Source organism: Acaryochloris sp. CCMEE 5410, assembly GCF_000238775.2.
GTDB lineage: Bacteria > Cyanobacteriota > Cyanobacteriia > Thermosynechococcales > Thermosynechococcaceae > Acaryochloris.
In genome coordinates this window covers 3,160,327-3,182,228 of the sequence record NZ_AFEJ02000001.1, presented here as the reverse complement: position 1 = coordinate 3,182,228, position 21,902 = coordinate 3,160,327, and the positions used below count along the sequence as shown (strand labels likewise).

Below are 21,902 nucleotides of genomic sequence, written 5' to 3'. Positions count from 1 at the left end.
TGTTGTGCAAGCACAGCTGTGTCTTTCTTAACTCTGATGGCGATTGTCTCGTACCTCACAGACCCGTTGCCAGAGGTCATAATCTTGTCGATAAATTTCTAGGGCTTGGATTGCTTCTTGGGCTGTTTTGTCACTGCCATCTGCCACCAGCCCTAGCAAAAACTGAAACGCTTCGTCGGTTCTAAGCATGGCAATTGCCAGAAGTCCGGTGATGCGCAGTTCAGGATCTTGGATTCCTTGCCACCAATGTTGTAGAGGGTCTAGTGCTGCTGGCTGTCTGGACTCGCCTAAAACCAGGGCTACTAATTCTTGAATCTGCTGATTCGTATCCCTTAAGAATTCGGATACGAAAGGCATTGATTGCTGAGGCGCTAACTTTAATAGAGCTGCTAAATATTCTGATAAAACTTGTGGTTCATCGCCTATCTTGGCTCGTAGCCGCAGTAGAGGAATCCCTTGAGGATCTTCGGTATAGGCAATGGCTCTGGCCGCGACCATCCGGGCTGGCCCTTCTGGATCGGCGAGTAAATCGGCTAGTTCGGTCATTACATTGGGATAATGCATGCGCACTAACCCTAGGGCGCAGTTGCCCCGTAAGGTAGCGGCAGTATCCACAGATCCACCCCAAACGGGCTCCATCTGAACATGCCGAATCCCTTGGAGGAATAGGGTGTGATTATGGGATTCTAGGCGGTAGAGGGTGTCGGCAATAGCAGCTTTGGCTAGACAGTTGGGGTCGCGTTTAACGGGTTTTTGCATTAACCGGGTGAAGGTCTCTGCTAGGTCTGAGTTGAGGTCAGTGAGTCCCCGTTGGCCCAAAATTTTAGCGGCTTGGGTAATGGTTGAGGCATGGGTATCGTGTAGGATCTGACGCCATTGTTCAACAGTTTCGGGGGTTAGGGGAGACTCTCGCAATTCAGCTAGGAGAAGTTGGTTCTCTTCTAATTGACGGGACCGGGCCATAGTCTTTAATGCCTGAATATTGCTACATGTTTGGGTTTAGTTTTTGAGTGAAGAGGTGTGTTCTGGAAATTTTAAGCGTAATAGGTTTGATGCATGCGATCGCAATACATTACCAAGTTCTCCAATTGAGCCGCTTTATCCCTTAAAGGGGATATTAGAGTTTCATTCAAAATATTAGCGAGACAGCTATAGGCGGAGGCATCTAACGTCGTGGGTTGCTCACCCATAAAATAAGGTTTGTCTTGCAAGAAGTCTGAAAGGGCTTGAATGTCCAAAGCCGCGATCTGGTAAATTTCTGCTTCGGCATGCCGCCTCATGCCATGCCCTTGTAAATTCTGGGTCACAGTATTGCGGGCAATCTTGGGCACTAAAAGGCGGAGGGGAAAGGGCAAATCGGAGAAATAGACGGCTTTAGTCTTCTGCCAATTCTCTTCATCAATCCAGCGGGTATAAACTAGTGCTCGACCACACTGAATTAGATAGGTAAGCTAGAAACAATCTAGCTGTTTTTAGCCAACCAATCATGCCTGATAAATATATTGTGACGCTAACGCCTGAAGAACGCAGTGAGCTGATGCAACTCACCCGACGTGGAACCTTGTCAGCGCGAAAAATGAAACGAGCCCAGATTTTGATGTTGGCAGATAAGGGACACAAAGACGACACCATTACTCAAATGCTCAATGCAGGCATCTCTACCGTGCATCGTACTCGCCAGAAATTTGTGGAAGGTGGTGTGGAGTTCGCCCTCAATGAGCGTCCCAGGCCAGGGGGGCAAAAGAAGCTCGATAGCAAAGCAGAGGCCTTGCTCATTGCGACAGCTTGTAGCGACCCACCTACCGGTTGTTGCCGGTGGACCATGCAGCTATTGGCAGAACGGCTAGTTGAACTCAACGTCGTCGAAAGCCTATCGGATGAAACGGTGCGACGCACGCTCGAAAAAACAGCTTAAGCCGTGGCTAAAAGAGCAGTGGTGTTTTTCTACTGTAGGCGCAGACTTTGTTTGGCGGATGGAGAACGTTCTAGATTTGTATGCCCAACCCTACCATCCTGAGGAGCCTGTTGTTTGTTTTGATGAACGGCCTTGCCAACTGATTGGCGAAACCCGGGTGCCCCGTCCACCAAAGCCCGGTCGTCCCCAACGCTACGACCATGAATATGAGCGCAAGGGCACTTGTAATATATTTGGCTTTTTCAACCGCTTAAAAGTTGGCGACATTTGAAGGTGACTGAGCATCGAAAAAGTGAGGACTTTGGGGTGTGCATGCAGTATCTAGTAGATGGTCTGTTTCCTGATGCTCAACAAGTGCACGTTGTCTTAGACAATCTCAACACCCATACTCCCGCTGCACTCTACAAAACCTTCAAACCTGATGAAGCTTTGAGGATTCTCAGTCGCATCCAGTTTCACTACACTCCAAAACATGGCAGTTGGCTCAATATGGTTGAGTTTGAGTTTTCGGCTCTTTCTAGGCAGTGCTTAAATCGACGAATTCCTGATATTGAAAAACTCCGGCATGAGGTCACTGCATGGGAACAAAGGCGTAACCGAGATAAAACGACGGTTAATTGGTTATTTACAGTGGATGATGCACGAACTAAACTCAGCCGACTCTATCCCCAAACTACCCTGTCATAATCACTGTGGTGAAGCACTAGTGCCCAATAAAGATTTTCTTCAATTAGCCTTCGCATGGCGAGGGCAATGGCAGTATCAGCAGGACTTAAATGACTATCCAGCGGATCACCATAGGTAGTTTTTAGGTATTCGATGATCAAATTAGAGTCAGCAATAATCTGGCCCTTATCTTCGATATAAGGGAGCTTGCCTTTAGGCGCTTTACGCACATCAGCGCTGGTATCGACCTGATATTCCAGGCCCGTCATCCGAAAATAGGTTTCTAGCTTCATGCAAAATGGGCTGGCATTGGGCAGACCCCAGGCAGGCTCAAACTGGTAAAGCGTCAGCATAGAAGTTCCTTAAATATCGATGACCTAATCAACGGATTGGGCAGGAAAACAGGAGGTGGATTTTGCAAACGGAGTGATGATGGGATGATTCTAAACCCACCTAATAGGAGTGAAAAGTGGGTGCTTTGTTGAGTGATATCAGATCTGAGTGAAGGTAATGAGCTACAAATAGATCTGAGGTTTATAGTACATAATTACTATTAATTGGTCAAGGGGTTGGCTTTTTGCAATAGCCTGCGCTGTTGTGAATGCTTGAGCTTGTGGTTAGCCTCTGCTGCTCAGGCTAGAGGTCGGTTAGGCTATTTGGGGGTAAGCCGTTGAGATGTAGCAATAGATATATTGAGGTATTGTGCTGAGCTAGATCTTTAGCTATGTACTGATGGGGGTAAGGGATAACGGCTTATGGGATTGCCCCCATTGGATATATGGATTTGTCCAGGACTCGATGGCTGAGGGGAGGAAGAAATGTCGACTGCTAAATACATTTTTACTGAGACTCAATATGCTCAAGAACTAGAGCGGCTCCAGGCCATTGAAAAAATCTTTGATCCAACGAGTCGTCAACGACTGGAGTCAACGGGCATGACGACGAACTGGAGATGTTTGGAAGTGGGGGCAGGCGCGGGGTCCATTACACAATGGATGGCAAGCGCAGTGGGAGAGAACGGTCAGGTGGTTGCGGTTGATCTTGACACGCGATTTGTAGCTAATCTGGCGGCCAGTAATGTGGAGGTTTTGGAAGGCAATATCCAGCAGCTCCCTTTAGATAAACAATCCTTTGATTTAGTCCATGCCCGCTATGTTTTGATCCATAATCCTGATGCTCATGCAGTCCTCTCGAAGGTATTGGAGTTGGTGAAACCGGGGGGATGGATCGTCCTAGAAGAACCTGATTTTGCGGCTGCTCGGGCGATTGCAGGTGAGGATGCTACTTGTCAGGCTGTGAATAATGTGAACCGGGCGATTGAGCAGATGTTTACAGCGCGGGGAATGGATTATAGCCTCGGTGCGAAGTTGCCTGCTCTAATACAAGCCTATGATTTACAGTCATTTGTTGTAGAGGTGGATACTCATCTCTCTCAGGGTGGGTCGGGCATGGCGACCATGATGAAAATGTCTACGGTGCAATTGGCAGAGAAATATCTGGCAACGGGTGTAGTTACCCAGGCGGATATCGATCATTATGGCCGATTCGCAGAAGATCCAAATACCTGGGCCATTTACTATGCGACGGTAAGCGTTGTTGCTCAGAAACAGTAGTTTAACTGTGGCAATATGGCTAAGCTAAGGACAGTTTGTGGATTTACACAGGGTGCTCCTAGATCATTTCATGCCTTATCTTGCCTATTAGCACTGGAGTTATGGAGAAAACAACTTGGGTTGTACAATCCAATATTCCTAAATCTAATTCTGCATTGCTCTTGCAAGCGGCTTGCGAACAATTGGAGCAGCCTTTTTACCCAGTCACGGTCCAACCAGGACAGAAGCATTTACCAAAGATGTCTGAGGTTGATCCACCCCTTGTCTTTCACGGTGTCACAACGCTGATTCTCCGTGCCAGGGAAGATGCGCAGGTTCAAAAAGGCGTCTTCTACGATTCTCAGAATTTTACGCATGATGCCTATACCCAAGGCTTTGGTCATGCCTATCTCAATTACGATGCCCAGGTGATGGACTGGTCGTCCTTATTGAAAATGGCGGCTGATGCATCTGCTGCTTTCTTTATCAAACCCCCTGATGATCTCAAGGCTTTTACGGGCTGTGTTGCTCGCTATGAAGACATTCGGCGAATGTATCGAAAATTGCTAGATGTTCCTCATCGCCAATCAGATAAGGTTGTGGTCGGACAACGGTATGAAGTGGATGCAGAATGGCGACTTTTTATCGTCAATGGTGAGGTAATTACAGGGTCAATGTATCGCCCTACTGCAGAAGCTTTTCTACCGCAAGAGCTTCTAGATTTTGCAGCTCAGTGTATTGCTAGCTGGACTCCGGCTGATGTCTTTGTTCTTGATGTTGGGCGGGTTGATCGACAGTGGCGGATTATTGAATGCAACTGTTTTAACTGGAGTCGCTTTTACTTGTCTGATGTGAAACGGATTGTTGATCGAGTCTCACAGTATCAAGAAAGCCATTGGTAGTGCGTTTTTTATCGTACATGGCAGTCCGATTGCGGAATGTGCTAGTTCTAGGTGATTTGGTCATAATGACCACCGATGGCAAAGATGTAGATGTAGTTATCATCAAATCGATAGACTAGCCTATCTTTTTGCGATAGTCTGCGGGACCACAGACCGGAGAGATTATGTTTCAGAGGTTCTGGCTTGCCGAGTCCTGAGCTAGGATCGCCTCGCAGCATCTCTTTGAGGATTTTACAGAGATTTTTATGCAGTTTTTTATCTTTCTCTCGCAACTTTTCATAGGCGCTCCAGGTATTACCTTCAAAGACTAAAGATCTCATCCATTTCCTCGGTGGATGGTTTGTAACCTTGCTGGTTTAGATGAGTGGCAAAGGAGGCAGAAATCTGTTGCATCAAGTCACTACTTTGCAGGATATGTAGTGTTTCTTGCTCTCGCTCCCAGTCTTCAGCGCTGACCACTACAAAGTCTGCTCCATTGCGCCGAGTCACTTTTAGCGGATTGTGTTGGCTAATCACTTTCTCCACGCATTCTTTTAGCGCTGCTCTGAATTGGTTGACACTGATACTTTCCATTGGAACTCAAGCTAAAATGTACGGTATTACAGTACATTTTAAGATAAGTCTATGAAAACGTCTGATGAGGGCTGCTAAGCGAGGGCCGAGAAATTTGGAGAGCTAGGTTTTCTCTCCAAAAGCAAAAAATAGCTTGATAAATAATATGCCTATCATGAAGCATAGTTAGGGCAACTCAGCAAAAAGGTAAATTGAGAAATGGAAAAAGGAAATATTTTTCCTGATAAATATTGGCACTGCTATGTTGAGTTGGTAGGAGATATCAAGAAAAGAGATAGATCTGCTGTATTTAATGACCTGACATTTGATGAACTTAACCAACAGATCATAACACCTTGGCATTCTGGCAGAGTTTTTACTGTTGATGGAATGATTGTCAAAAATATTGAGAATTTCCAAAAAATAAAAATTACAAATACTCCGCAGCCAAAATCTTATTACGCTGACCAATACAACAACAGCATGAAGCACTTGGGTATATCTGATTTGGGAACAGATCGTAGATTATTACCTTTATCAGAAGGGAAAGACTATACACATGACCTGTTGTTTAAAGAACAAGAGGTAATAAACACTAAAGGAAACGTAATTTCTGCAAATAGTAATAATGTATTTATTATTCATGGTCATGATGAACAAGCCAAAGAGTCGTCTGCAAGATTCATTGAAAAATTAGGCTTGAATGCTGTCATCCTCCATGAGCAAGCCAATGAAGGTCAAACTATAATCGAAAAGCTTGAAAAACATACAGATGCTGCATATGCTGTCGTTCTATTTACTCCAGATGATGTTGGAGCAAGCTCTGCATCACCAGAAGACCTCATGCCTCGTGCTCGACAAAACGTTCTAGTTGGGAGCATGTCACCTTTGCATTCCAATTAAGCCATTGAGGTAAGCACACCGATGTGCCAGCACTTGCGGGACATTACTTTCATTCCACTGCGCCCCTGAAATTTTGACTCTGCGACTAATCTGCTTGATAGCAGATTCAACAGCCCCAGACCCAATAGAGCAGATTTGCTCACTCTGGTAATAGTCATAATTGACGATCCGATGCCGATGTTTGCGAACATAGTTGCAAAGACTTGGGCCTGCTTTTCTTCAATGACTCAAATAGAGCCAAGGTTTCATCAACCTTCCCCTGCCATAAGAGCTGCTCAGCCTGGTGCAGACGTTTGAGGGACCCACCGACCTTATGAAGATTTTCCACCAGATGGTACCAGTCCAGAATCTCTCGCCGTTGCTCAGGTATGCTCAGCTGACGAATGATATTCCAAATGCCATCATGACCATCCCCTAAACAAGTCAGTGGAGAGGCTAACGGTTGCTGGTGAGTCCAGTCAATGAGCCGGGCATTATTGTGATAATCCGCGATGAGTCCCACATGCGTTGCCAGGGTTTTATAGTCTTTCCACTGACAAGGGTGTCCTAAAGGGGTGCGGATGCGCACTTTGCCACCATCTACACTCACTTCGGTTAAAGCTTCATGAGCCTGGGGGTAGGAAACCGTTGTTGATGCACCAATCGCTGCTGGGTTTTGGCTGGTACCTGAATCCCAGTTAAATAAGCCACATCTTTAGCAGTTTGAGCATAGGAGACATTGGCACTGATGCGCAAGCAACAATTCTCTAAATGAGGACTGATTTGACGATAGGGGGAAACGGCTAGATGCTGTGCCTGTTGAGTTGTAATGCTTAGAACGCCCAAGGTGCTTTTCAGGCGTCGGTTGCGGCCTGCTGCTGTGCCAGTAGCTGTGCGGATAAAAAATGACCGAGTTCGGGACTGACATGGGTCTGAATTTGCTGACGCACCGTCATCTCAATACCTTCTAGCGTCTTCAGGTTCTCTGGATCGCTTTCTTCGTACAGTAATTGGGCTATCGCATCAAGATGGACTTTGAGTTGAGCTGCTTTTTCGGAGTTCATTGATGAAGACTTCTGGGCAACACTTGTATCCTGAACGATTTCAAAACAATCTGCAAAGGTGACATGCTCCCTTCTAGTTGAACTTGGTTATATGGCTGCGAAGATAGGACGAAAGCGAGTCTGTGTCTTAAGAAAAGGAAATGTAGAAATACCTTCTGACTTTCTCGGTGTTCTGTATATTGATATTGATTCAGCAGGTGCTTGGCGATTTACTTTGGCTAAAGAACTAAAAGTCGCAGGTTTAAACGTAGATTTGAATAAGGCCATGTAGGCCTTAAAACTGTGTTTTCTTAGTGATTCTCAACCCAGCTGCAAAGTGCAGTGTTAGGCGACATTATTTCTGGCATGTACAAGATTTTTTTGTAGTCATGATAGAGATCGCAATGGAGCTATCATGACCATCATCGAAGCCTAAAGACTCTGTATAGCTGTTTGGAATGACGACAGCTTCTTAAGGCTTAACCATGATCTTTTGCTGATGTGCTTGGTAAAAACTGACTGCTCAGCACAAGAAGTAGGGCAAGACTGAGAAACCCAAAGCGGAGGTTAATCGGATCAGGGATTTGATCTAAGACCGTAGGGAATAGGGTTTTGCCCAGATAGGCAGCGTAGAACATATAGCCCAAAGCCACATGACCGCAACGCCCTTGCAAAAGGGCAAAGATGGTTGCAAACGTAGGGCCATAGAGAATGGCAGCCACTGGAAACAGAAAGCCAAAGCTGGGAAAAAACGTCAGTGCAATGGCACCCACACCCACCAGAAATAACATCTGCAACCGTTGTACTGGGCGAGGGCCGACCCAAACGCCCAATGTTAGGCGACCTAGGGTCAAACCACCCCAGTAAGCCGAGAGCAAAGCATTTTGCCATCCCTTACTCCAGCCCAGACTGCTGAGGTAAGACCCACTCCAAGTCCCAATCGAGCTTTCCAAACCCACATAAAGCAAAATTACCAGCAGAAATGGCCAAGCAATATTCCACTGAACGCGATCATGGCGAGGCTGAAAATTTTGAACTGGGGGGGCTTGCCATGCCAGGCCAATGGCTAACATGGCTCCCATTGCCACGAAGCCAAAGGCCCAGCGCCACGGTAATGCGGCATTGATCAGAGGAGCACTCAGAGCCCCGACCCCAAAGGTGGCATTGGCCCAATTTAAGATGGTGATTTTGCGACGAGGATGTAGCTCTCCCACCAAGTTATTGCAGTGGAAGTTGAGAATGCCATCTCCCCAACCCAGTAGAAGGGCAGCACCCCCAATCCATGCAAACTGAGGGGCACAAGCGGCGGCGATAAAGGCAATGCCAATGGCAGCAAAGGCGAAGGCAAAGACGGGATGGCGATATTTTTGGCGAGAGACCCAGATTAATCCCCCTAGGCTGCTGATCAAAAAGAGAGTATAAAACAGACCAATATTGACGCCTGCGCCAAAGGTGTCGGTCCACTGCTGAAGGAACGCACCGGGCATGGCGACTACAATGCCGTGGAGGTAGAGACCGAGAAAGCCTGCCGCCGTTAAACGGCTCTGGTTCGTTGGGGTGGATTGATTCAAGCGTTCAGGGAGAGAGACAGATCAGGCGTTAGGTGTTGAGTGACCAAGTCAGGGCCGAAGTGACGGGCCAAATCCTGGATTAGAGCATAGGGTACAGGAATTCCCTGTTGGGTGCGAGTTTGCTCTGTTAAAACTTCCAACTCGCCGGGGAAATAGATGGGCTGTTGGGGGTCAAGGCGTGGGGTTTGTTTTAGAGTTGCGATCGCATCCCCCACCCGCTCCGCAAATTCCTCTGGATCAGACCAGACCGCCAGATCCATCACCCAGAAAAAATGCCCCGTACCGTTCATGTGATCGTGCCTGGATTTGGTTTTAAATAGAGCTGCCGCCGTTCCCAAAAGCGGACCACAGAGCAGATCCGCAACTAGGGCCATCCCCGCTCCTTTGGGCGAAGCGGCTTGATTGACCGCCACTGCTTGCGCTTCAGAGGTGGTGTCTCCTGCCGCCGTTAAGCCCCACTCGGGTGGAATGGGCCGTCCTTGATAACCGAAATGTTTAATTTTGCCGCCACTCACGGTTCCTGCCGCCATATCCAAGACGATGGGCATGTCCCCGTTAGGGATGCCCCAGGAAAAAGGATCATTGCCGAGTCGGGCTTCTTTGCCGCCATAGGGAGCTAAGTCTACGACATTGGTGTCGCTGGTAGCGAAACCGATCATCCCGGCAGCAGCGGCCATCCGCGTATAGTAGCCCGCCATGCCAAAGTGATTACTGTTAGTGACGCCCACCACGGCCATGCCCATCTCCTGAGCCTTTGTAATCGCCTGTTGCATGGCGATCTGACCGGCATACTGTCCAGGCGCACGATCGGCTTCAATCCGGCTCATGGTGGGGCGATCTGTTTGGATGTGTAACTTGGGCTGAGGATTAATCCGACCGCTCCGCAGACTTTTGTCATACCCCATAATTTGCTGCAACCCGTGGGAATCCATGCCCCATAAATTGGCTTGGACTAAATGATCGGTGATGGCAGTGGCAGCGTCAGGCTGCAGGGGATAGTTTGCTAAAACAGCGGTAAGAAAGGCGCGAAGCTGAGCGGCAGAAACCTGAATCGGTGGGTTCATAGGGGGGAGGGCTGGTAGGTATCTTCGGTTTGGTAGGTGAGGATTTTGGGTGATTCAGGAGGTTGGACCCATCGTTGGGTGCGCACCCGCCAGCCTGGAATGCCATCTGGGGGAGCCGGTAAAGATTGGATCACCTCAGAGTTTAGCGAGATAGCGTCAGAAATGGGGGTTGGTCCCCAAAGACTGGCAGTGGCGGTCAATTGAGCTTGATCCACTTGCAGGCGCAGCTGGAGGGGAACGGGATGGAGATTGCGAACGACCAGATCCTTATAGCCATACACAACGGCTGCATCTTGGCCCAGGGTAAAAAAGCGATCGTCGCCATAGGTATCAACACTGTGATTGGACCGTTCTAAAATCTCCAAATTGCCCGCCAGAAAAGCGCCAAACAAGGTGGTAGAAATTTGGCACAGCCCCCCGCCAGCATCCGTTGTTAGTTGTCCTCGGATCAGCATGGGGCCAGCTTGAAAGCCATTTTGAATGGTCGGTTGAGGGATGCATCGCCAAAAGCCGAAGATTTGCTGGGGTTGAAGAATCAGGCCATCTACGAATTGAGCGGCTAAGCTCATATTGATCAGCCGATTCTGGTGGAGGTTATTAGCGGTAGACCGTTGCTTGATGGGGGTTTGACATTGGCTCCAGAGATGGTTAAATCTGGAGGAGTTTATCGGCGTTTGCTGCTGCGCATACGGCTGGCCATAGCCCCGCCGCATCTCTTTGAGGGATTGACGCAGTCGGCACTTCAGCAGTCGTAGTGGGGTTCGCCAAAAGGAGGCCGTCAATCGTTCAGCTCCATTGTTGTTAGGGCATCCGTTGTTAGGGCATTATTGTAAACCGAGGATCTGAGGTGTGGCTGATTCTCAAAGATTTATCTGGGGAATGTGAGGGGATGACATTATCGACGCCTAAGCGCCTGGCCTGGCGGGATGAACTCAAAGCGAGTCTGCATTTTTCGCAAACGGCGGCAACGACTTTACCTCTGGGGGAGGAGGATTGCGATCGCATCACCGCTGCCCAAACCCATTTCCCCTTTATGGTGCCGGAGGGCTATGCCCAACTGATCGACTGGCAAGACCCCACCGATCCGCTGCGGCAGCTGCTCTTACCGTCGGTGTATGAACAGGATGACCACGGCTCTCTCGATACCAGTGGTGAAGCCTTATCAACGGTGGTGCCTGGATTACAGCATAAGTACGAACAGACTGCCGTCTTGATCGTCACCCAAGCCTGTGCGGGACATTGCCGCTATTGCTTTCGTCGCCGCCTAATGAGCAAGGATGTGATGACTAAGGAAACCATTGAGGATTTGCAGGTTGCGATCGCATATATCCAAACCCATCCTGAAATCGACAATGTGCTGATGTCCGGGGGGGACCCCATGGTGTCCAGTACCCGCCGTCTGGCTAATTTACTCGCAGCCCTGGCCGAGATTCCCCATCTCTGGCAAATTCGCATTAGCACCAAACTGCCCGCCTTCCTCCCCAGCCGCTTTACTTCCGATCCAGAGTTGCTTCAGGTATTAGCTCAGTATCAAGAGCGATTTCAAATCATTTTTCAGTGCCACTTCGATCATCCCCGTGAAATTACCCCAGCGGCAGAGCAGGCCCTCGCCGTCTTGCAAGAAGCAGGCTGTCTGCTCACGGCTCAAATCCCTTTGATGCAGGGGGTCAACAGTTCCGTTGATGTGATGGAAACCTTATTTAAACGACTGCATCGCCTCAGCGTCCTGCCTCAATATCTATTCCATCCTCGCCCGGTTAAACATGCCCTCCATTTTCAACTGCCAATTCTGGAGGGACTTAAGCTAGTCGAAGGACTGCGCCAACGCTGCAATGGCTCCGTTAAGCGATTTCGTTATATCCTCACCCATGAAGACGGCAAGCTAGAACTTGTTGGGCTCACCCCTGGCCCTGAGCCACAGCTGATCGGGCGCTGGCACCAGCGGCGGCGGGGCAATGATTATCCTGACATTCTGTTTTTGCCGATTGATTCACAAACGATGTGGCTACCAGATGCCCTGCCATCATGAAGATTGGCCTCTTGTTTGACTCCCAAGTGGAGCTGATGGCTGCACCAGAGGCCCAAGTTAACACTCACTACCATTGGCGCGAACCGGAAGAAGTAGCTGCGGTGACCCAAGCCCTCACGGATTTAGGTCATACCGTCGATGCTATTGGGTCTCTGGATAATTTACTGCACCGTTGGCAGCAGCAAGATCTGCCTGATCTAGTGTGGAATCTATCCGTTGGGGCTCTGTCCCGCAATCGCACAGCCCTAGCCCCCGCACTGTTAGAACACCTAGGCATTCCCTATACCGGGGGTGATGCAGCCACCAAAAGTTTGACCTTAAACAAAGACTGGCTTAAGCCAGTTCTGGACTGGTGCAACATTGCCACGCCACCTTGGCGTCGCTTTGGTTTGGGGGAGTCGATTACAGAATTACCTCCTTGGCCCGTATCGCTACTGAAACCCACCTGTGAAGGTTATTCTTTAGGACTTCAAAGGTTCGAGACCCAGGATGGGCTGGCGGTATTGCAGAAACAGGTGCAGCAGCTTCAATCCCAGTTCCAAACTGCAGTAATTTGTGAACCGTTGATTGTGGGGCGAGAAATCACGGTCGGGGTGGTTGGCAATCTCGAACCGAGTTTACTAGGTGCCGTGGAAACTTTGACCCCTTCAGGTCAGGCACTGCAGGAGCAGGTTTTGGATTTGCAAGCAAAGCGTCAGGGTGGGTTTCAGAAAGTCAATGTTAGCTTGGCCGATTCAGACTTACAGCCCCTGCGGAGTGCGGCTTGGAAATTGATGAATCTGCTGCAACCTTTGGATTATGCAACTTTTGATTTTCGATTAGACCAACAGAGGCAAGCCTATCTGGTGGATGTGAATGCCGATGCGACGTTACATCCTTTGCGATCGCTCGCCCAAATCGCCCAAGCCCAAAACCTAACCTATCCACATTTGATTAAGCGAGTTTTGATGACGACGTGTCACCGCTGGAGCCTAAGCCTCACAACTCCATAAGTTGATGTAAAGATGCCTAATTTGCCCACCCGATTGTGCCAAGTATGCTGTCAGGCTTATGCCTAAAAAATAACGTTCTCCTGTGAAATATTCGAGCAACTCTAACGTATTAACTCTTGATAATGATGCATAAAAACCATGGATATAAATGATGAGTAATATGTAGAACTACTGCCTAATGTCATGGTTAAGCAAACGGTTTCCGGCAAAATTTCTCGACAATTTGATCAATCGCCCTTTAGAGATACATTAATTGAAATTTGGGACCGAGATTTTGGGCTAGACGACCTAGTCGGTTCAGATAGAACGAACGACAAGGGCGAGTTCAACATTGAATATGATACGGATGATGCTGGTGACACCCCCGATCTAACCGTTAAGGTCATCCGATTGGACTATCAAAGTCAGCCTCATGTGATCTACGAGGAAGATGGTCCTAGGAATGTAAAAGGAAACTATGATTTCGGTACTATTTTGATTGCTGATTGGGAATATGATCCCGATTATGCAGTCCCACTGATACGTTCGGAAGGAGCAGGAATCTTTGCCTCTCCCCAGAATTTTGTCGCACCACAGACTCGTAAAATACTGCTTAAATCAGTCCCATGGGGCATAAAAAGACGGAATGCTGGACAACAGGATTCGATTGAAGCAGCGCAAACTGTTTTCCCAGAAAACCTCACCATCGAGAATGGTAAATCTAGAGACGATAAGTTCTTTATTGATGCCACTTTAAATGGTTTTGCGCCAGCGCTAATGACCCGAGATAGCAATGGACAATTTCATGTTCGCTACAACTTAGATCAATATAGATGGGATGAAATTCATCAAGCACCTAGTGTTCATTTAACAATGGTGAAAGATGGGAACGATCAGCTGATTCCCCAAAAAATTGAATGGAAACTAAGGAAAATTGCGTCTTTCCCTCCTGAATTTGTCGATGATGGTTCGGCTGAGCCTGGAGATGGGGCAAAGTGGGAGCAAGCGAAGCTGTATTTCCGTATTGCTGAGTTTATTGATGGACAGGTCAAGGGACATTTAGGCAGAGGGCATTTGAATGTGGGGCAGTATGCTATTGCCCTCTATCGAAATATTCAAAAAAGTCCCATCCTTAAACTTCTTCATCCCCATTTAAAGAGTGTTTCTGCAATTAATACATTTGGGAAAGATATTATTTTTGGAGATCAAGGAGTCCTTGCGCTTTCCCCCCTCAACTCAGCTTCTTTAATCGATGTGATGAGAGATGATCTGGGTCAATGTAATTGGAAGAACTGGTCGCCCAGAAGTGAGGTGAATTCTACTGGCCAGCATTCCTATTCGAAAATTCAGAATTTATATTGGAATATTCTGAATGAATACGTTGATAAATTCTTTTCGCTTTATGAAGACAAAATCAAATTAGACTGGAAAGAAATTTATTACTTCTCCAAAGATTTAGAAAACCATAGCGTTCCATTGGTTCCTCCATCCATCGCAGATGGAGAACAGTATGTTGATAATAATGAAGTCAGTGTCGAAAGACCAGCGAATCAAAAGGCAATTAGTCTAATCACAGAAACGATGACTCATCCTGGTGAACAGGATATCCAGAATCTCAAACAAGCCTGTGCCTATGCGATCTATCATGCAACGATTTGGCATGATTGGCGCAATGATAATCAAGCCAACTATGGTGGAGAAATTGATTATGCTCGTCTAGCAATTGATTATTCTGTTGAAGATGCCGCATTTCAGTTGTTTATCGTCAATATTCTAGTTGATGTCAAACATGGATATTTAACCAAGAATGAAGAGAATGATATTCCAAGAGAATTTATTTCAATCCTAAAGAGAGAATGGCAAAACTTTGAAGCACTGGGGTATGATTTGCGGGATTTAAGATCGCGGATCAATATTTAGATTTTAGATGTGTCTCAGCTCTAATGCCTAAATCTATAACCTTTTGACCGCAGATTAGATAGAGGGTTAGAGCTGATAACTGTAGTTTTAGCTATGAATAAAAATATATATATTTTACTTAACAAAGTCGATTTATTAGTAGGATTTTGTATTTAAAAATACTGCTTGGATTATATAAGTTGTAATAAGAAAGACGTAAAAATTCTTGACCTAAATGATGTATAGGTACAGCTATGTGCTTTGTCTGGCGTGAGTGCTTCTAAACGCTTGATGGCGCAATTAGCTTATGTGCCAAGTGAATATTCTTATAGGTTTAAAACCATGAAACATGGACGAGAAAGTTACTTTCTTAAAAATTTTGGTTGGGTATCAGGATCTCTTATCCCTCTACCGGACATTACAAATGTCTTTAAAAAATTTGCGGATAAATTCCCTGTTCCAGTTCCTGATCCAATCGATCCTAGCCCAGGAGATCCGCCGACCAAGCCGCGGCGAATATTTTGTCGTCTCTTCGGCGAGGGAGCACAACCTAGTACCGAGGCTTTGATCGAGCTTGGCTTAGCTATGGAATCAGAGATGCAAGATATTATTTCAGAAGGTGATTCCAATATTCCGGCGGGCTATACCTACTTAGGCCAATTTATTGATCACGATATTACCCGGGATGATTCCTCTGATTTGATGGATGACAGCGTGGATCCGACGGACATTATGAATGTGCGTACCCCGGCTTTAGATTTGGATTGCCTGTATGGGAGTGGTCCCAAACTAAGCGCTGAGTTATTTGAATCAGATGGTGTACATCTCCGAGTGGGCATGACCAGTCCCACCGTTGATGGTGAACCAGGTGGCGAGATTCCTGGCATTGATCAATCGCTGCCCAATGATCTGCCCCGTAGAGAAGATATGTCGGCCATTATTGGTGATTCGCGCAATGATGAAAATCTAGCTGTTGCTCAAACCCACCTCGCATTTATTAAATTTCACAATGCGGTGGTAGATCGGTTAGTAGCAGAAGGTTCTACCTTACAAGGGGAGGCATTGTATGAGAAAGCTAGACGGCAGGTGGTCTTTTTGTATCAATCAATTGTTCTCAAGGATTTCTTGCCTCGTTTAATCGAGGTAGATGTTCTTAAAGATGTTCTGACGTATGGCCGTAAGTTCTATACGGATGATTTGGCAGAATGTATGCCGATTGAATTTTCTGTAGCTGCTTATCGTTTGGGGCACAGCATGATCCGTACGGTGTATGAATGGAATAGAGTTTTCAACTCGGATCAAGAGCGACAGGCAACCTTAGACCTATTATTTGAGTTTTCTGGTGGTAGTGGTGTTCGATCTGCTAATCCAGAGGATACTCCTTTCTTTGATAAACCCACTGTACCGACTAACTGGATTGTGGATTGGACTCGTCTATATGATTTCTCAGGCATTCCAGATATCGATAGCGATCCGACTCTCAACTTTGCTCGACAGATTGATGCGAGACTCTCCTTTGCCCTGAAGACACTACCTGAATTTCAGCGCATGAATTTACCCGATTTTATGATTTCTTTGGCGACTCGTAACTTATTGCGAGGACGCTTGATGAAGTTACCGTCAGGGCAAGCTGTAGCTCAAGCGATGCAAAATGCGGGTTTAAAATTTACGCCAATTACCGCTGCTGAAATTGCTAATGGTCCTCATAGTGACATTCTGTTGAAACACGGTTTAGATCAGCAAACTCCGCTGTGGTACTACATCTTGCGGGAAGCTAAAATCCGCAATAATGGCAATAAGCTAGGACCAGTAGGGAGTCGGATTATTGCAGAAGTATTTGTTGGGTTGATTGCCAATAGCCCTATCTCGGTTCTCAAAGAGAACCAAGATTTACGCTTCTCTATGCCTGAACTGCTGGCTGCAGTGGACGATCTAAACCCGTTGGGTAATTTAGGTTAAGACTAGATAACTCCAACCAGGATTGAATACTAATCCTGGTTGGCTATGAATTTGATTTTCTCGCTACTGTTAAACTATCGCAGCCTTCACCATGCAGCTAACATTAGATATTGGTGCTCATCATAAGATTGGCTAGGGGAATGCCTGGTTCAATGTGCTGCCGCTGTTGCCAAAGTAAGTTTTTAAGGGCTGTTGGCCCCACATCCATGATGGGGTTGTAGCGAACATGGGATAGTGTCCAGAGAAGTTTAACCTGCTGTTCTTCCCGTTTAGCAACATGTTCAGGGTTATACTCTGGATGATGGGTGTCCCAAATGCCAATGGTGCTATAGCTGACATCGCCACCGTCTTCGTACTGCTTGTTATTAACCCATGAATGGAAAAAAGAGCTAAGAAAGATAACGTATACACAAAGCTGTTGTAAGTCAGCATTGTTTTGAACGGCGAGTGTTCCTAATTCTGGTTTGAGAATCGAGTGAGTGACCAGATCGTGGGACATGGCTTGGATCTCAGACCAGTATTCCTCAATACCTGCCTGATGGTCTTCGAAGAACTCCCTGACATACTGCGTCAAGAGATTCCACATTGCGATCGCAGCCGGATCATAATGGTTATTCAGTACCCGATCGGGCAGGGCCTGACGGTGGGGCGTCCAATGATAGCTGAGGTGACTGATTTCATCTCTAAGGACATCATCCACGCCCTCTGGCGTTAGAGAGGAGGCTTCTGGAATAAAGCCTGTCGGTCCACTAATGAGGTTGGCTCCTAATTTATTGATACTTAAGAGACCTTCTAGATGGGGTTCTAGCAGTAAATGAATGGGATTATTCACCACATTCCGGTAATACGCCATGGCATATTGATCCAGGTTCATGTGGGTTCGTCCTAGATGAGATTGAGCCTCCTGGAAGACGAATTCTGCGCAGCGGAACAGGCGCTTACTCCATTCCCAATTTTCATCACCGGGTTGCTGAGTCTCTGTTTGGCCGTTCAGAGTAAATTGAATGGAATGGGGATGCAGGTATTGTCCACAGAAATGAAACCGGGCTGTAATCTTTGACGGGAGAAGGCCCGCAGGTTCCACCTGGTGTCTGCTGCAGTCGTAGCACACCTGATATTGCCAGGCATGTCCCGTCACTCGGTTGAGTTTGCCTGGATTAAATCCATTCAGACGGCGCTCTACAAAGAAATCATCGCTAAATTTATCCAATCGGTTGCGGGTTAGGTTGGGCGGCATATAGGAAACCACACTGGTACCCATCAGATCTAAGGCCCCTGTAATGCCTAATTCAGGTAAAGCCGGATCTAGCTGTTGATTGGGAATCAGCTTGAGGCCAAAGTTAGCCCAGTAGCGTGGTTTTGGCTTTACTCTCGCGGGCAACGGCTTTGTATTATCAAAGCTCGGAGTTTTGCCCGTGCCGTAAGGGTATTGTTCATGGAGGGACGGCTGGTGACCGCTGCCCCAATCCACTAGGCTGGAGCTAGGAGTTTGATATTTACGCATATTGGCAGAGATCTGATAGACAACAGAGCGAAGATGGTTGACAGAAGCTGTTTCACGCGCTGTCTTCGCCAAAATTAAGCTCAATTCTGGTGGTGCATTATAGGGATTAAATTCCAGGGCTTCCGCGAGTTCATCGGGCAAAATGCTATCCAAGTCCAACACCGCAACATCATGGAACGGATGGTCTTCTTCTTCCCAGGGAATTGTGCAGTCTTTGGCTGTTTCATTCACTGCAGCATCATCAGAAACGGGCTGCAGCTGAATCTGTAGCAGATAGCTGACCCCTGTACTGCGAACCTGTTGGCGAAAATCGTCCTGTAGATAAGTCTCGGGCCGGGTATCGCTGGCGACGCGAGGTAAGTAATCTAAAGGTAGTTTCACCTCTTCAGGCTTCAGCCATCCCGTGTCTGCAGATGGGTTTTGGCGGTTAACCAAGCGATATCGGAGAAAAAATGACTGCTGATCGAGGCTAGTAAAACTGTAGGTTGTCTCAGAATAGTAGTGGAGTTGAGTGTAGGAGTCTGGGTCGCGGATAATTTCATGGAAGATGGGTGCAATCTTGGGAAATTCCTGCAGCATGGCGGCTCGCGATTTCATGGGCCCTGCTGCCCAGCGAGCAAAGGAAAGCGCCTCTGCCAAAATAAAGGAGCGTCCAGTGCTCATCAGGATATCGACAATGCCTTCATCTAGGTTTAAATCTGATAGCGGCGCTTGGGCATCGCCCGCTAGGATCCTGACTGTCGCACCGCGCCCATCGAGGATGGCGTCATCGCGGAACCCTTTGATATTGGCGTGGCGTAGTAAGACTGGGTATTGTTTGCCTGCGCTAAATGTTTGATGTTGAGGGATATCCAGGGTATCTAGAACTTTCAAAACCCCTTTGGCGACGGTGCCGTAGGAGTGGGTCGCTCGCCGTCCTTTAATTTGTGCGGTACGTCCAAAGGCTCGGGCAATATTTGAAATTAGTTTTTTAAATTCATCATCAACATGTTCAGTTCGCGGATCACGACTATCCATGGTTAATTACCTTAAGGGTTTGATGGTTTGATCATTAAAGAGCACAAAACAACCTATCTACCGCCAGAAAGATAAATTTGAGATAGGTTGATACGAAATTCAGTTTTGAAATCTGATCGATTGCCTCACCTGCTGAAATTGCTCCTAATCTCTAGGATTGAAAAGAATTTCAGTCTAGTTTGACAGCAGTACTAAAGCTTGGCATCGCTAATCGTTACAGCTGATGCCATCAATCGATTCAGCTCATCTAGACTAGCGGTCAAAGCACGATTGGGAGCAGCTTGATCCAACAGAGGGTTGATGGCATTGATGTGGGATTCGATTTGGTTGCCTAAGCCTGGCTCCAAGCGCTTGATAGTACCACCGAACATAAACCAGATTTTTTGAGCAGGGGAAAAGAAATTATCTTTTGCTTTTTGATAGTCTTCTACTGAAACCATCAATGCAGAGAGATCGAACAGATCTCGCATAACTTGAACGGACTTTCGGCGGAAAGCAACTTTTTGTTCGATGGGAAGTGAATCTACAGTTGGCATTGTCTAGATCTCCAGGTTCCACAAATGGGAAATAAAAAAGATGATTGTTCTAAAACTGAGCTGTCTAATTCATGCAAGGCTCTAATATCTAACATCATTTCAAATGGCCATTTTTACGCCATTCTTTAATTTTGTTTATTTTGTACTCAGATTTTTTAGTCTTACCTTTTTTATAGAATCTTAAGATCGCTCACTGTCTAGAAATCCAAGAATGTCTCTTGAAGTCTTTCTTGTCGAGAGCCAATAAAGCATATTTAGGATGCTCACTCAACGTAACTATCTCTCTTTCTATTTGAGATACACTGAAGGCTAAAAGACCTGTATATCAATGAATTGATGGGTAAAATCGAAGAATTTTTACTTTTTTGACTGGTTTAGCCTAAATGCAAAAATAGAGCTAGCACTAATAAATCCCATAACTTTTAGTGACTAGCCTGATAGCTTTCAATAGATTATTTAGAACTATTAGTGATAGTGACCAGACTCACCTGACTGCCTGACAGATCTTTGTATTCCATAGCTCATAAAGCTTTGCACTGTAGAGAGCGGATACGAGAGAACCAGATTTTGTTGTAGTGTTTCTTTTGAGCTTTTTTAGAGGCAAAATACGGTTGCGGATCCTTGGTGAATAAGGGGACTGGCATCAACAACTCCCGTCCTTTATGGACCACCCCCTTGAGCCACCGCAATCCAATCTTGAGATAGCTCCAATCTTGAGATAGCTAATGCCTCTGTGCCAATGGGGATCAACCTGTTGGCGTAGCCCTTTAATATGAACAGCCATCCCCTGAGTCGTGCTGTATAGCAGTGCCACAGCAGCAATCAGGTACAGCCTCTCCAGAGCATCAGCACAGCGAATTTTCGACTCTTCAAGCTCAAACACACCAGATTTACTATCGAGGAATAATTCTTCCACCCGAAACCTCAAGGCGTATTGCCACAAGGTTTGTAACGAGGGTGATTCATCTGTAATCACTGCCCATGGTTCTTTTACGCCTCGGATATTCGCCAGTACCAAATTGCACCGATAGAGGCCATCATCCCAAAGCCCGACATTACGGTAGAGGAGAGCTTCTCCTTTGGATGGCCATAACCTACGGACTTCTCTTGGACATTGACGGGGCCATGGAGAAGGACATCACATGGGATACGCAGACAGTAATGCCAACGGCTCTGCTGTAACCAGCTCATCAGTTGATGGTTCGCGAACCCACGATCTGCTAACAACATGACATCTGGATGCTGCCGTAATAACCAACGGGCCTGACGCAATAGCGGTTGATATTCCTCAAAGCAACCGCCGCACTCTTGTGCTCTAATACTTTCCATAACAACGGTACTGCTCTGCCACAGCAGACAACGGATACATGAATCATGCAGTATTCATTCCATAAAACCGTGGTATCCATCGCTAGGTAAAGGCGATGGGTTCGCCAGTTCTTAAGCGCTAGAAGGACCAAAGGGACATACAGTTTGTGGACATCAATGAGCGGATTGCACAGAAAGCGTTGCCAGCGACGCTCGACACTTTGGGCTTTTTTGCTCGGCAGGGGACATAGGATTCCCAAGCAGATAAGCATAATCGTTCACTGCAGATTAAGGCGCTCACCATCCATCCCAGGGTCATGAGATGACGCAAATCTCGATAATGGCTGTGTTGACGTAAAAGGAGAACAGTTGACGATAAATTTGGGTGGAGCCTGACATTTGAGTAACGCTGATTTGTGCTTAAATCTAGCTTCACATGTCGCTCCACTCTTTTCTCAAAGACTATGAAAATAAAGGCTTTGAGATACTTCT

General features: G+C 46.8%; 21 protein-coding genes and 2 pseudogenes. 9 read left to right on the top strand and 14 right to left on the bottom strand.

The genetic code is table 11. From position 1 onward, the window contains the following. Nucleotides 1–27: 27 nt before the first annotated feature. Nucleotides 28–963 (bottom strand): HEAT repeat domain-containing protein, encoded by a 936-nt coding sequence (locus tag ON05_RS14510; RefSeq protein ID WP_010470608.1) that lies wholly within the window; start codon nucleotides 961–963, stop codon nucleotides 28–30. Nucleotides 964–1,034: 71 nt separating this feature from the next. Beyond that, nucleotides 1,035–1,355, bottom strand: a complete 321-nt coding sequence (locus tag ON05_RS14505; RefSeq protein ID WP_010470610.1) for a glutathione S-transferase C-terminal domain-containing protein — start codon at nucleotides 1,353–1,355, stop codon at nucleotides 1,035–1,037. 131 nt (nucleotides 1,356–1,486) lie between these two features. Here ON05_RS14505 and ON05_RS14500 point away from each other — a divergent pair. Next, nucleotides 1,487–2,602, top strand: a pseudogene (locus ON05_RS14500) (IS630 family transposase). Here the strand turns inward: ON05_RS14500 and ON05_RS14495 are convergent. Continuing rightward, nucleotides 2,578–2,934, bottom strand: a complete 357-nt coding sequence (locus ON05_RS14495) for a Tom37 metaxin N-terminal-like domain-containing protein (RefSeq protein WP_010482272.1) — start codon at nucleotides 2,932–2,934, stop codon at nucleotides 2,578–2,580. The pseudogene ON05_RS14500 and the gene ON05_RS14495 sit on opposite strands and share 25 nt — an antisense overlap. Nucleotides 2,935–3,399: 465 nt before the next feature. Here ON05_RS14495 and ON05_RS14490 point away from each other — a divergent pair, with 465 nt between their 5' ends. Beyond that, on the top strand, nucleotides 3,400–4,194 hold the full coding sequence (locus ON05_RS14490; protein ID WP_010482274.1) for a class I SAM-dependent methyltransferase: 795 nt from the start codon (nucleotides 3,400–3,402) through the stop codon (nucleotides 4,192–4,194). A 101-nt stretch (nucleotides 4,195–4,295) separates the two neighbouring features. After that, nucleotides 4,296–5,075 carry an ATP-grasp domain-containing protein gene (locus ON05_RS14485; RefSeq protein WP_010482276.1) on the top strand — a complete coding sequence of 260 codons (780 nt, stop codon included), beginning with the start codon at nucleotides 4,296–4,298 and terminating at the stop codon, nucleotides 5,073–5,075. Nucleotides 5,076–5,122: 47 nt separating this feature from the next. Here the strand turns inward: ON05_RS14485 and ON05_RS14480 are convergent, their stop codons facing one another. Next, entirely contained in the window at nucleotides 5,123–5,395 is a 273-nt protein-coding gene (locus ON05_RS14480) for a Txe/YoeB family addiction module toxin (RefSeq protein ID WP_010482279.1), read from the bottom strand. Further along, the gene (locus ON05_RS14475) at nucleotides 5,376–5,648 is read right to left on the bottom strand and encodes a type II toxin-antitoxin system Phd/YefM family antitoxin (RefSeq protein ID WP_010482281.1); all 273 of its coding nucleotides are present in this window, start codon (nucleotides 5,646–5,648) and stop codon (nucleotides 5,376–5,378) included. Before ON05_RS14475 ends, ON05_RS14480 begins: the two co-directional genes overlap by 20 nt. A 198-nt stretch (nucleotides 5,649–5,846) precedes the next feature. On the opposite strand from ON05_RS14475, the gene ON05_RS14470 reads away from it, so the two are divergent. Next, nucleotides 5,847–6,530 (top strand): TIR domain-containing protein, encoded by a 684-nt coding sequence (locus tag ON05_RS14470; RefSeq protein WP_010482283.1) that lies wholly within the window; start codon nucleotides 5,847–5,849, stop codon nucleotides 6,528–6,530. Here the strand turns inward: ON05_RS14470 and ON05_RS14465 are convergent. Beyond that, nucleotides 6,510–7,573, bottom strand: a pseudogene (locus ON05_RS14465) (ISKra4 family transposase). The gene ON05_RS14470 and the pseudogene ON05_RS14465 sit on opposite strands and share 21 nt — an antisense overlap. A gap of 58 nt (nucleotides 7,574–7,631) precedes the next feature. Here ON05_RS14465 and ON05_RS14460 point away from each other — a divergent pair. Continuing rightward, nucleotides 7,632–7,844, top strand: a complete 213-nt coding sequence (locus ON05_RS14460) for a TIR domain-containing protein (RefSeq protein WP_255345123.1) — start codon at nucleotides 7,632–7,634, stop codon at nucleotides 7,842–7,844. A 187-nt stretch (nucleotides 7,845–8,031) separates the two neighbouring features. Here ON05_RS14460 and ON05_RS14455 read toward each other — a convergent pair whose 3' ends face one another. The 3 genes from ON05_RS14455 to ON05_RS14445 are packed head-to-tail and all read right to left on the bottom strand — an operon-like array spanning nucleotide 8,032 to nucleotide 10,969. Next, nucleotides 8,032–9,123 (bottom strand): sugar MFS transporter, encoded by a 1,092-nt coding sequence (locus ON05_RS14455; RefSeq protein WP_010481180.1) that lies wholly within the window; start codon nucleotides 9,121–9,123, stop codon nucleotides 8,032–8,034. Then, complete coding sequence (locus ON05_RS14450; RefSeq protein ID WP_010481183.1) at nucleotides 9,120–10,187, bottom strand: Ldh family oxidoreductase; 1,068 nt, start codon at nucleotides 10,185–10,187, stop codon at nucleotides 9,120–9,122. The genes ON05_RS14455 and ON05_RS14450 overlap by 4 nt, the downstream gene beginning before the upstream one ends. After that, nucleotides 10,184–10,969: a VanW family protein gene (locus tag ON05_RS14445; RefSeq protein ID WP_010481185.1), complete on the bottom strand. Its 786-nt coding sequence runs from the start codon at nucleotides 10,967–10,969 to the stop codon at nucleotides 10,184–10,186. The genes ON05_RS14450 and ON05_RS14445 overlap by 4 nt, the downstream gene beginning before the upstream one ends. Before the next feature lie 107 nt (nucleotides 10,970–11,076). On the opposite strand from ON05_RS14445, the gene ON05_RS14440 reads away from it, so the two are divergent. From ON05_RS14440 to ON05_RS14425, 4 genes are all read left to right on the top strand, one after another. Continuing rightward, on the top strand, nucleotides 11,077–12,216 hold the full coding sequence (locus ON05_RS14440; RefSeq protein ID WP_039782133.1) for a KamA family radical SAM protein: 1,140 nt from the start codon (nucleotides 11,077–11,079) through the stop codon (nucleotides 12,214–12,216). Between the two features lie 11 nt (nucleotides 12,217–12,227). Further along, entirely contained in the window at nucleotides 12,228–13,208 is a 981-nt protein-coding gene (locus ON05_RS14435; RefSeq protein WP_262561760.1) for a D-alanine--D-alanine ligase, read from the top strand. Nucleotides 13,209–13,391: 183 nt separating this feature from the next. Further along, entirely contained in the window at nucleotides 13,392–15,107 is a 1,716-nt protein-coding gene (locus ON05_RS14430) for a lipoxygenase family protein (protein ID WP_010481190.1), read from the top strand. A 576-nt stretch (nucleotides 15,108–15,683) separates the two neighbouring features. Next, a complete protein-coding gene (locus ON05_RS14425; RefSeq protein WP_262561759.1) occupies nucleotides 15,684–17,045 on the top strand; it encodes a heme peroxidase family protein in 1,362 nt (453 codons plus the stop codon). Nucleotides 17,046–17,148: 103 nt separating this feature from the next. On the opposite strand, the gene ON05_RS14420 is transcribed toward ON05_RS14425, so the two are convergent. The 5 genes from ON05_RS14420 to ON05_RS14400 form a co-directional block, all read right to left on the bottom strand. After that, nucleotides 17,149–19,566 carry a hypothetical protein gene (locus tag ON05_RS14420; RefSeq protein WP_010481193.1) on the bottom strand — a complete coding sequence of 806 codons (2,418 nt, stop codon included), beginning with the start codon at nucleotides 19,564–19,566 and terminating at the stop codon, nucleotides 17,149–17,151. Between the two features lie 191 nt (nucleotides 19,567–19,757). Then, nucleotides 19,758–20,102, bottom strand: a complete 345-nt coding sequence (locus ON05_RS14415; protein WP_010481196.1) for a hypothetical protein — start codon at nucleotides 20,100–20,102, stop codon at nucleotides 19,758–19,760. A 643-nt stretch (nucleotides 20,103–20,745) separates the two neighbouring features. Continuing rightward, entirely contained in the window at nucleotides 20,746–21,078 is a 333-nt protein-coding gene (locus ON05_RS14410) for a hypothetical protein (RefSeq protein ID WP_262561151.1), read from the bottom strand. A 14-nt stretch (nucleotides 21,079–21,092) separates the two neighbouring features. Beyond that, nucleotides 21,093–21,332 (bottom strand): hypothetical protein, encoded by a 240-nt coding sequence (locus ON05_RS14405; RefSeq protein WP_262561149.1) that lies wholly within the window; start codon nucleotides 21,330–21,332, stop codon nucleotides 21,093–21,095. Beyond that, entirely contained in the window at nucleotides 21,323–21,682 is a 360-nt protein-coding gene (locus ON05_RS14400; protein ID WP_262561758.1) for a hypothetical protein, read from the bottom strand. The genes ON05_RS14405 and ON05_RS14400 overlap by 10 nt, the downstream gene beginning before the upstream one ends. Between the last annotated feature and the right edge of the window lie 220 nt (nucleotides 21,683–21,902).

Excerpts from the sequence above, each read along its gene's own strand:
- ON05_RS14415 (WP_010481196.1), bottom strand. The coding sequence starts at position 20,102 with ATGCCAACTGTAGATTCACTTCCCATCGAACAAAAAGTTGCTTTCCGC.
- ON05_RS14405 (WP_262561149.1), bottom strand. The coding sequence starts at position 21,332 with ATGTTGTTAGCAGATCGTGGGTTCGCGAACCATCAACTGATGAGCTGG.
- ON05_RS14475 (WP_010482281.1), bottom strand. The coding sequence starts at position 5,648 with ATGGAAAGTATCAGTGTCAACCAATTCAGAGCAGCGCTAAAAGAATGC.
- ON05_RS14440 (WP_039782133.1), top strand. The coding sequence starts at position 11,077 with ATGACATTATCGACGCCTAAGCGCCTGGCCTGGCGGGATGAACTCAAA.
- ON05_RS14400 (WP_262561758.1), bottom strand. The coding sequence starts at position 21,682 with ATGCTTATCTGCTTGGGAATCCTATGTCCCCTGCCGAGCAAAAAAGCC.
- ON05_RS14495 (WP_010482272.1), bottom strand. The coding sequence starts at position 2,934 with ATGCTGACGCTTTACCAGTTTGAGCCTGCCTGGGGTCTGCCCAATGCC.
- ON05_RS14425 (WP_262561759.1), top strand. The coding sequence starts at position 15,684 with ATGCAAGATATTATTTCAGAAGGTGATTCCAATATTCCGGCGGGCTAT.
- ON05_RS14450 (WP_010481183.1), bottom strand. The coding sequence starts at position 10,187 with ATGAACCCACCGATTCAGGTTTCTGCCGCTCAGCTTCGCGCCTTTCTT.
- ON05_RS14430 (WP_010481190.1), top strand. The coding sequence starts at position 13,392 with ATGGTTAAGCAAACGGTTTCCGGCAAAATTTCTCGACAATTTGATCAA.
- ON05_RS14470 (WP_010482283.1), top strand. The coding sequence starts at position 5,847 with ATGGAAAAAGGAAATATTTTTCCTGATAAATATTGGCACTGCTATGTT.
- ON05_RS14480 (WP_010482279.1), bottom strand. The coding sequence starts at position 5,395 with ATGAGATCTTTAGTCTTTGAAGGTAATACCTGGAGCGCCTATGAAAAG.
- ON05_RS14510 (WP_010470608.1), bottom strand. The coding sequence starts at position 963 with ATGGCCCGGTCCCGTCAATTAGAAGAGAACCAACTTCTCCTAGCTGAA.
- ON05_RS14420 (WP_010481193.1), bottom strand. The coding sequence starts at position 19,566 with ATGGATAGTCGTGATCCGCGAACTGAACATGTTGATGATGAATTTAAA.
- ON05_RS14490 (WP_010482274.1), top strand. The coding sequence starts at position 3,400 with ATGTCGACTGCTAAATACATTTTTACTGAGACTCAATATGCTCAAGAA.
- ON05_RS14485 (WP_010482276.1), top strand. The coding sequence starts at position 4,296 with ATGGAGAAAACAACTTGGGTTGTACAATCCAATATTCCTAAATCTAAT.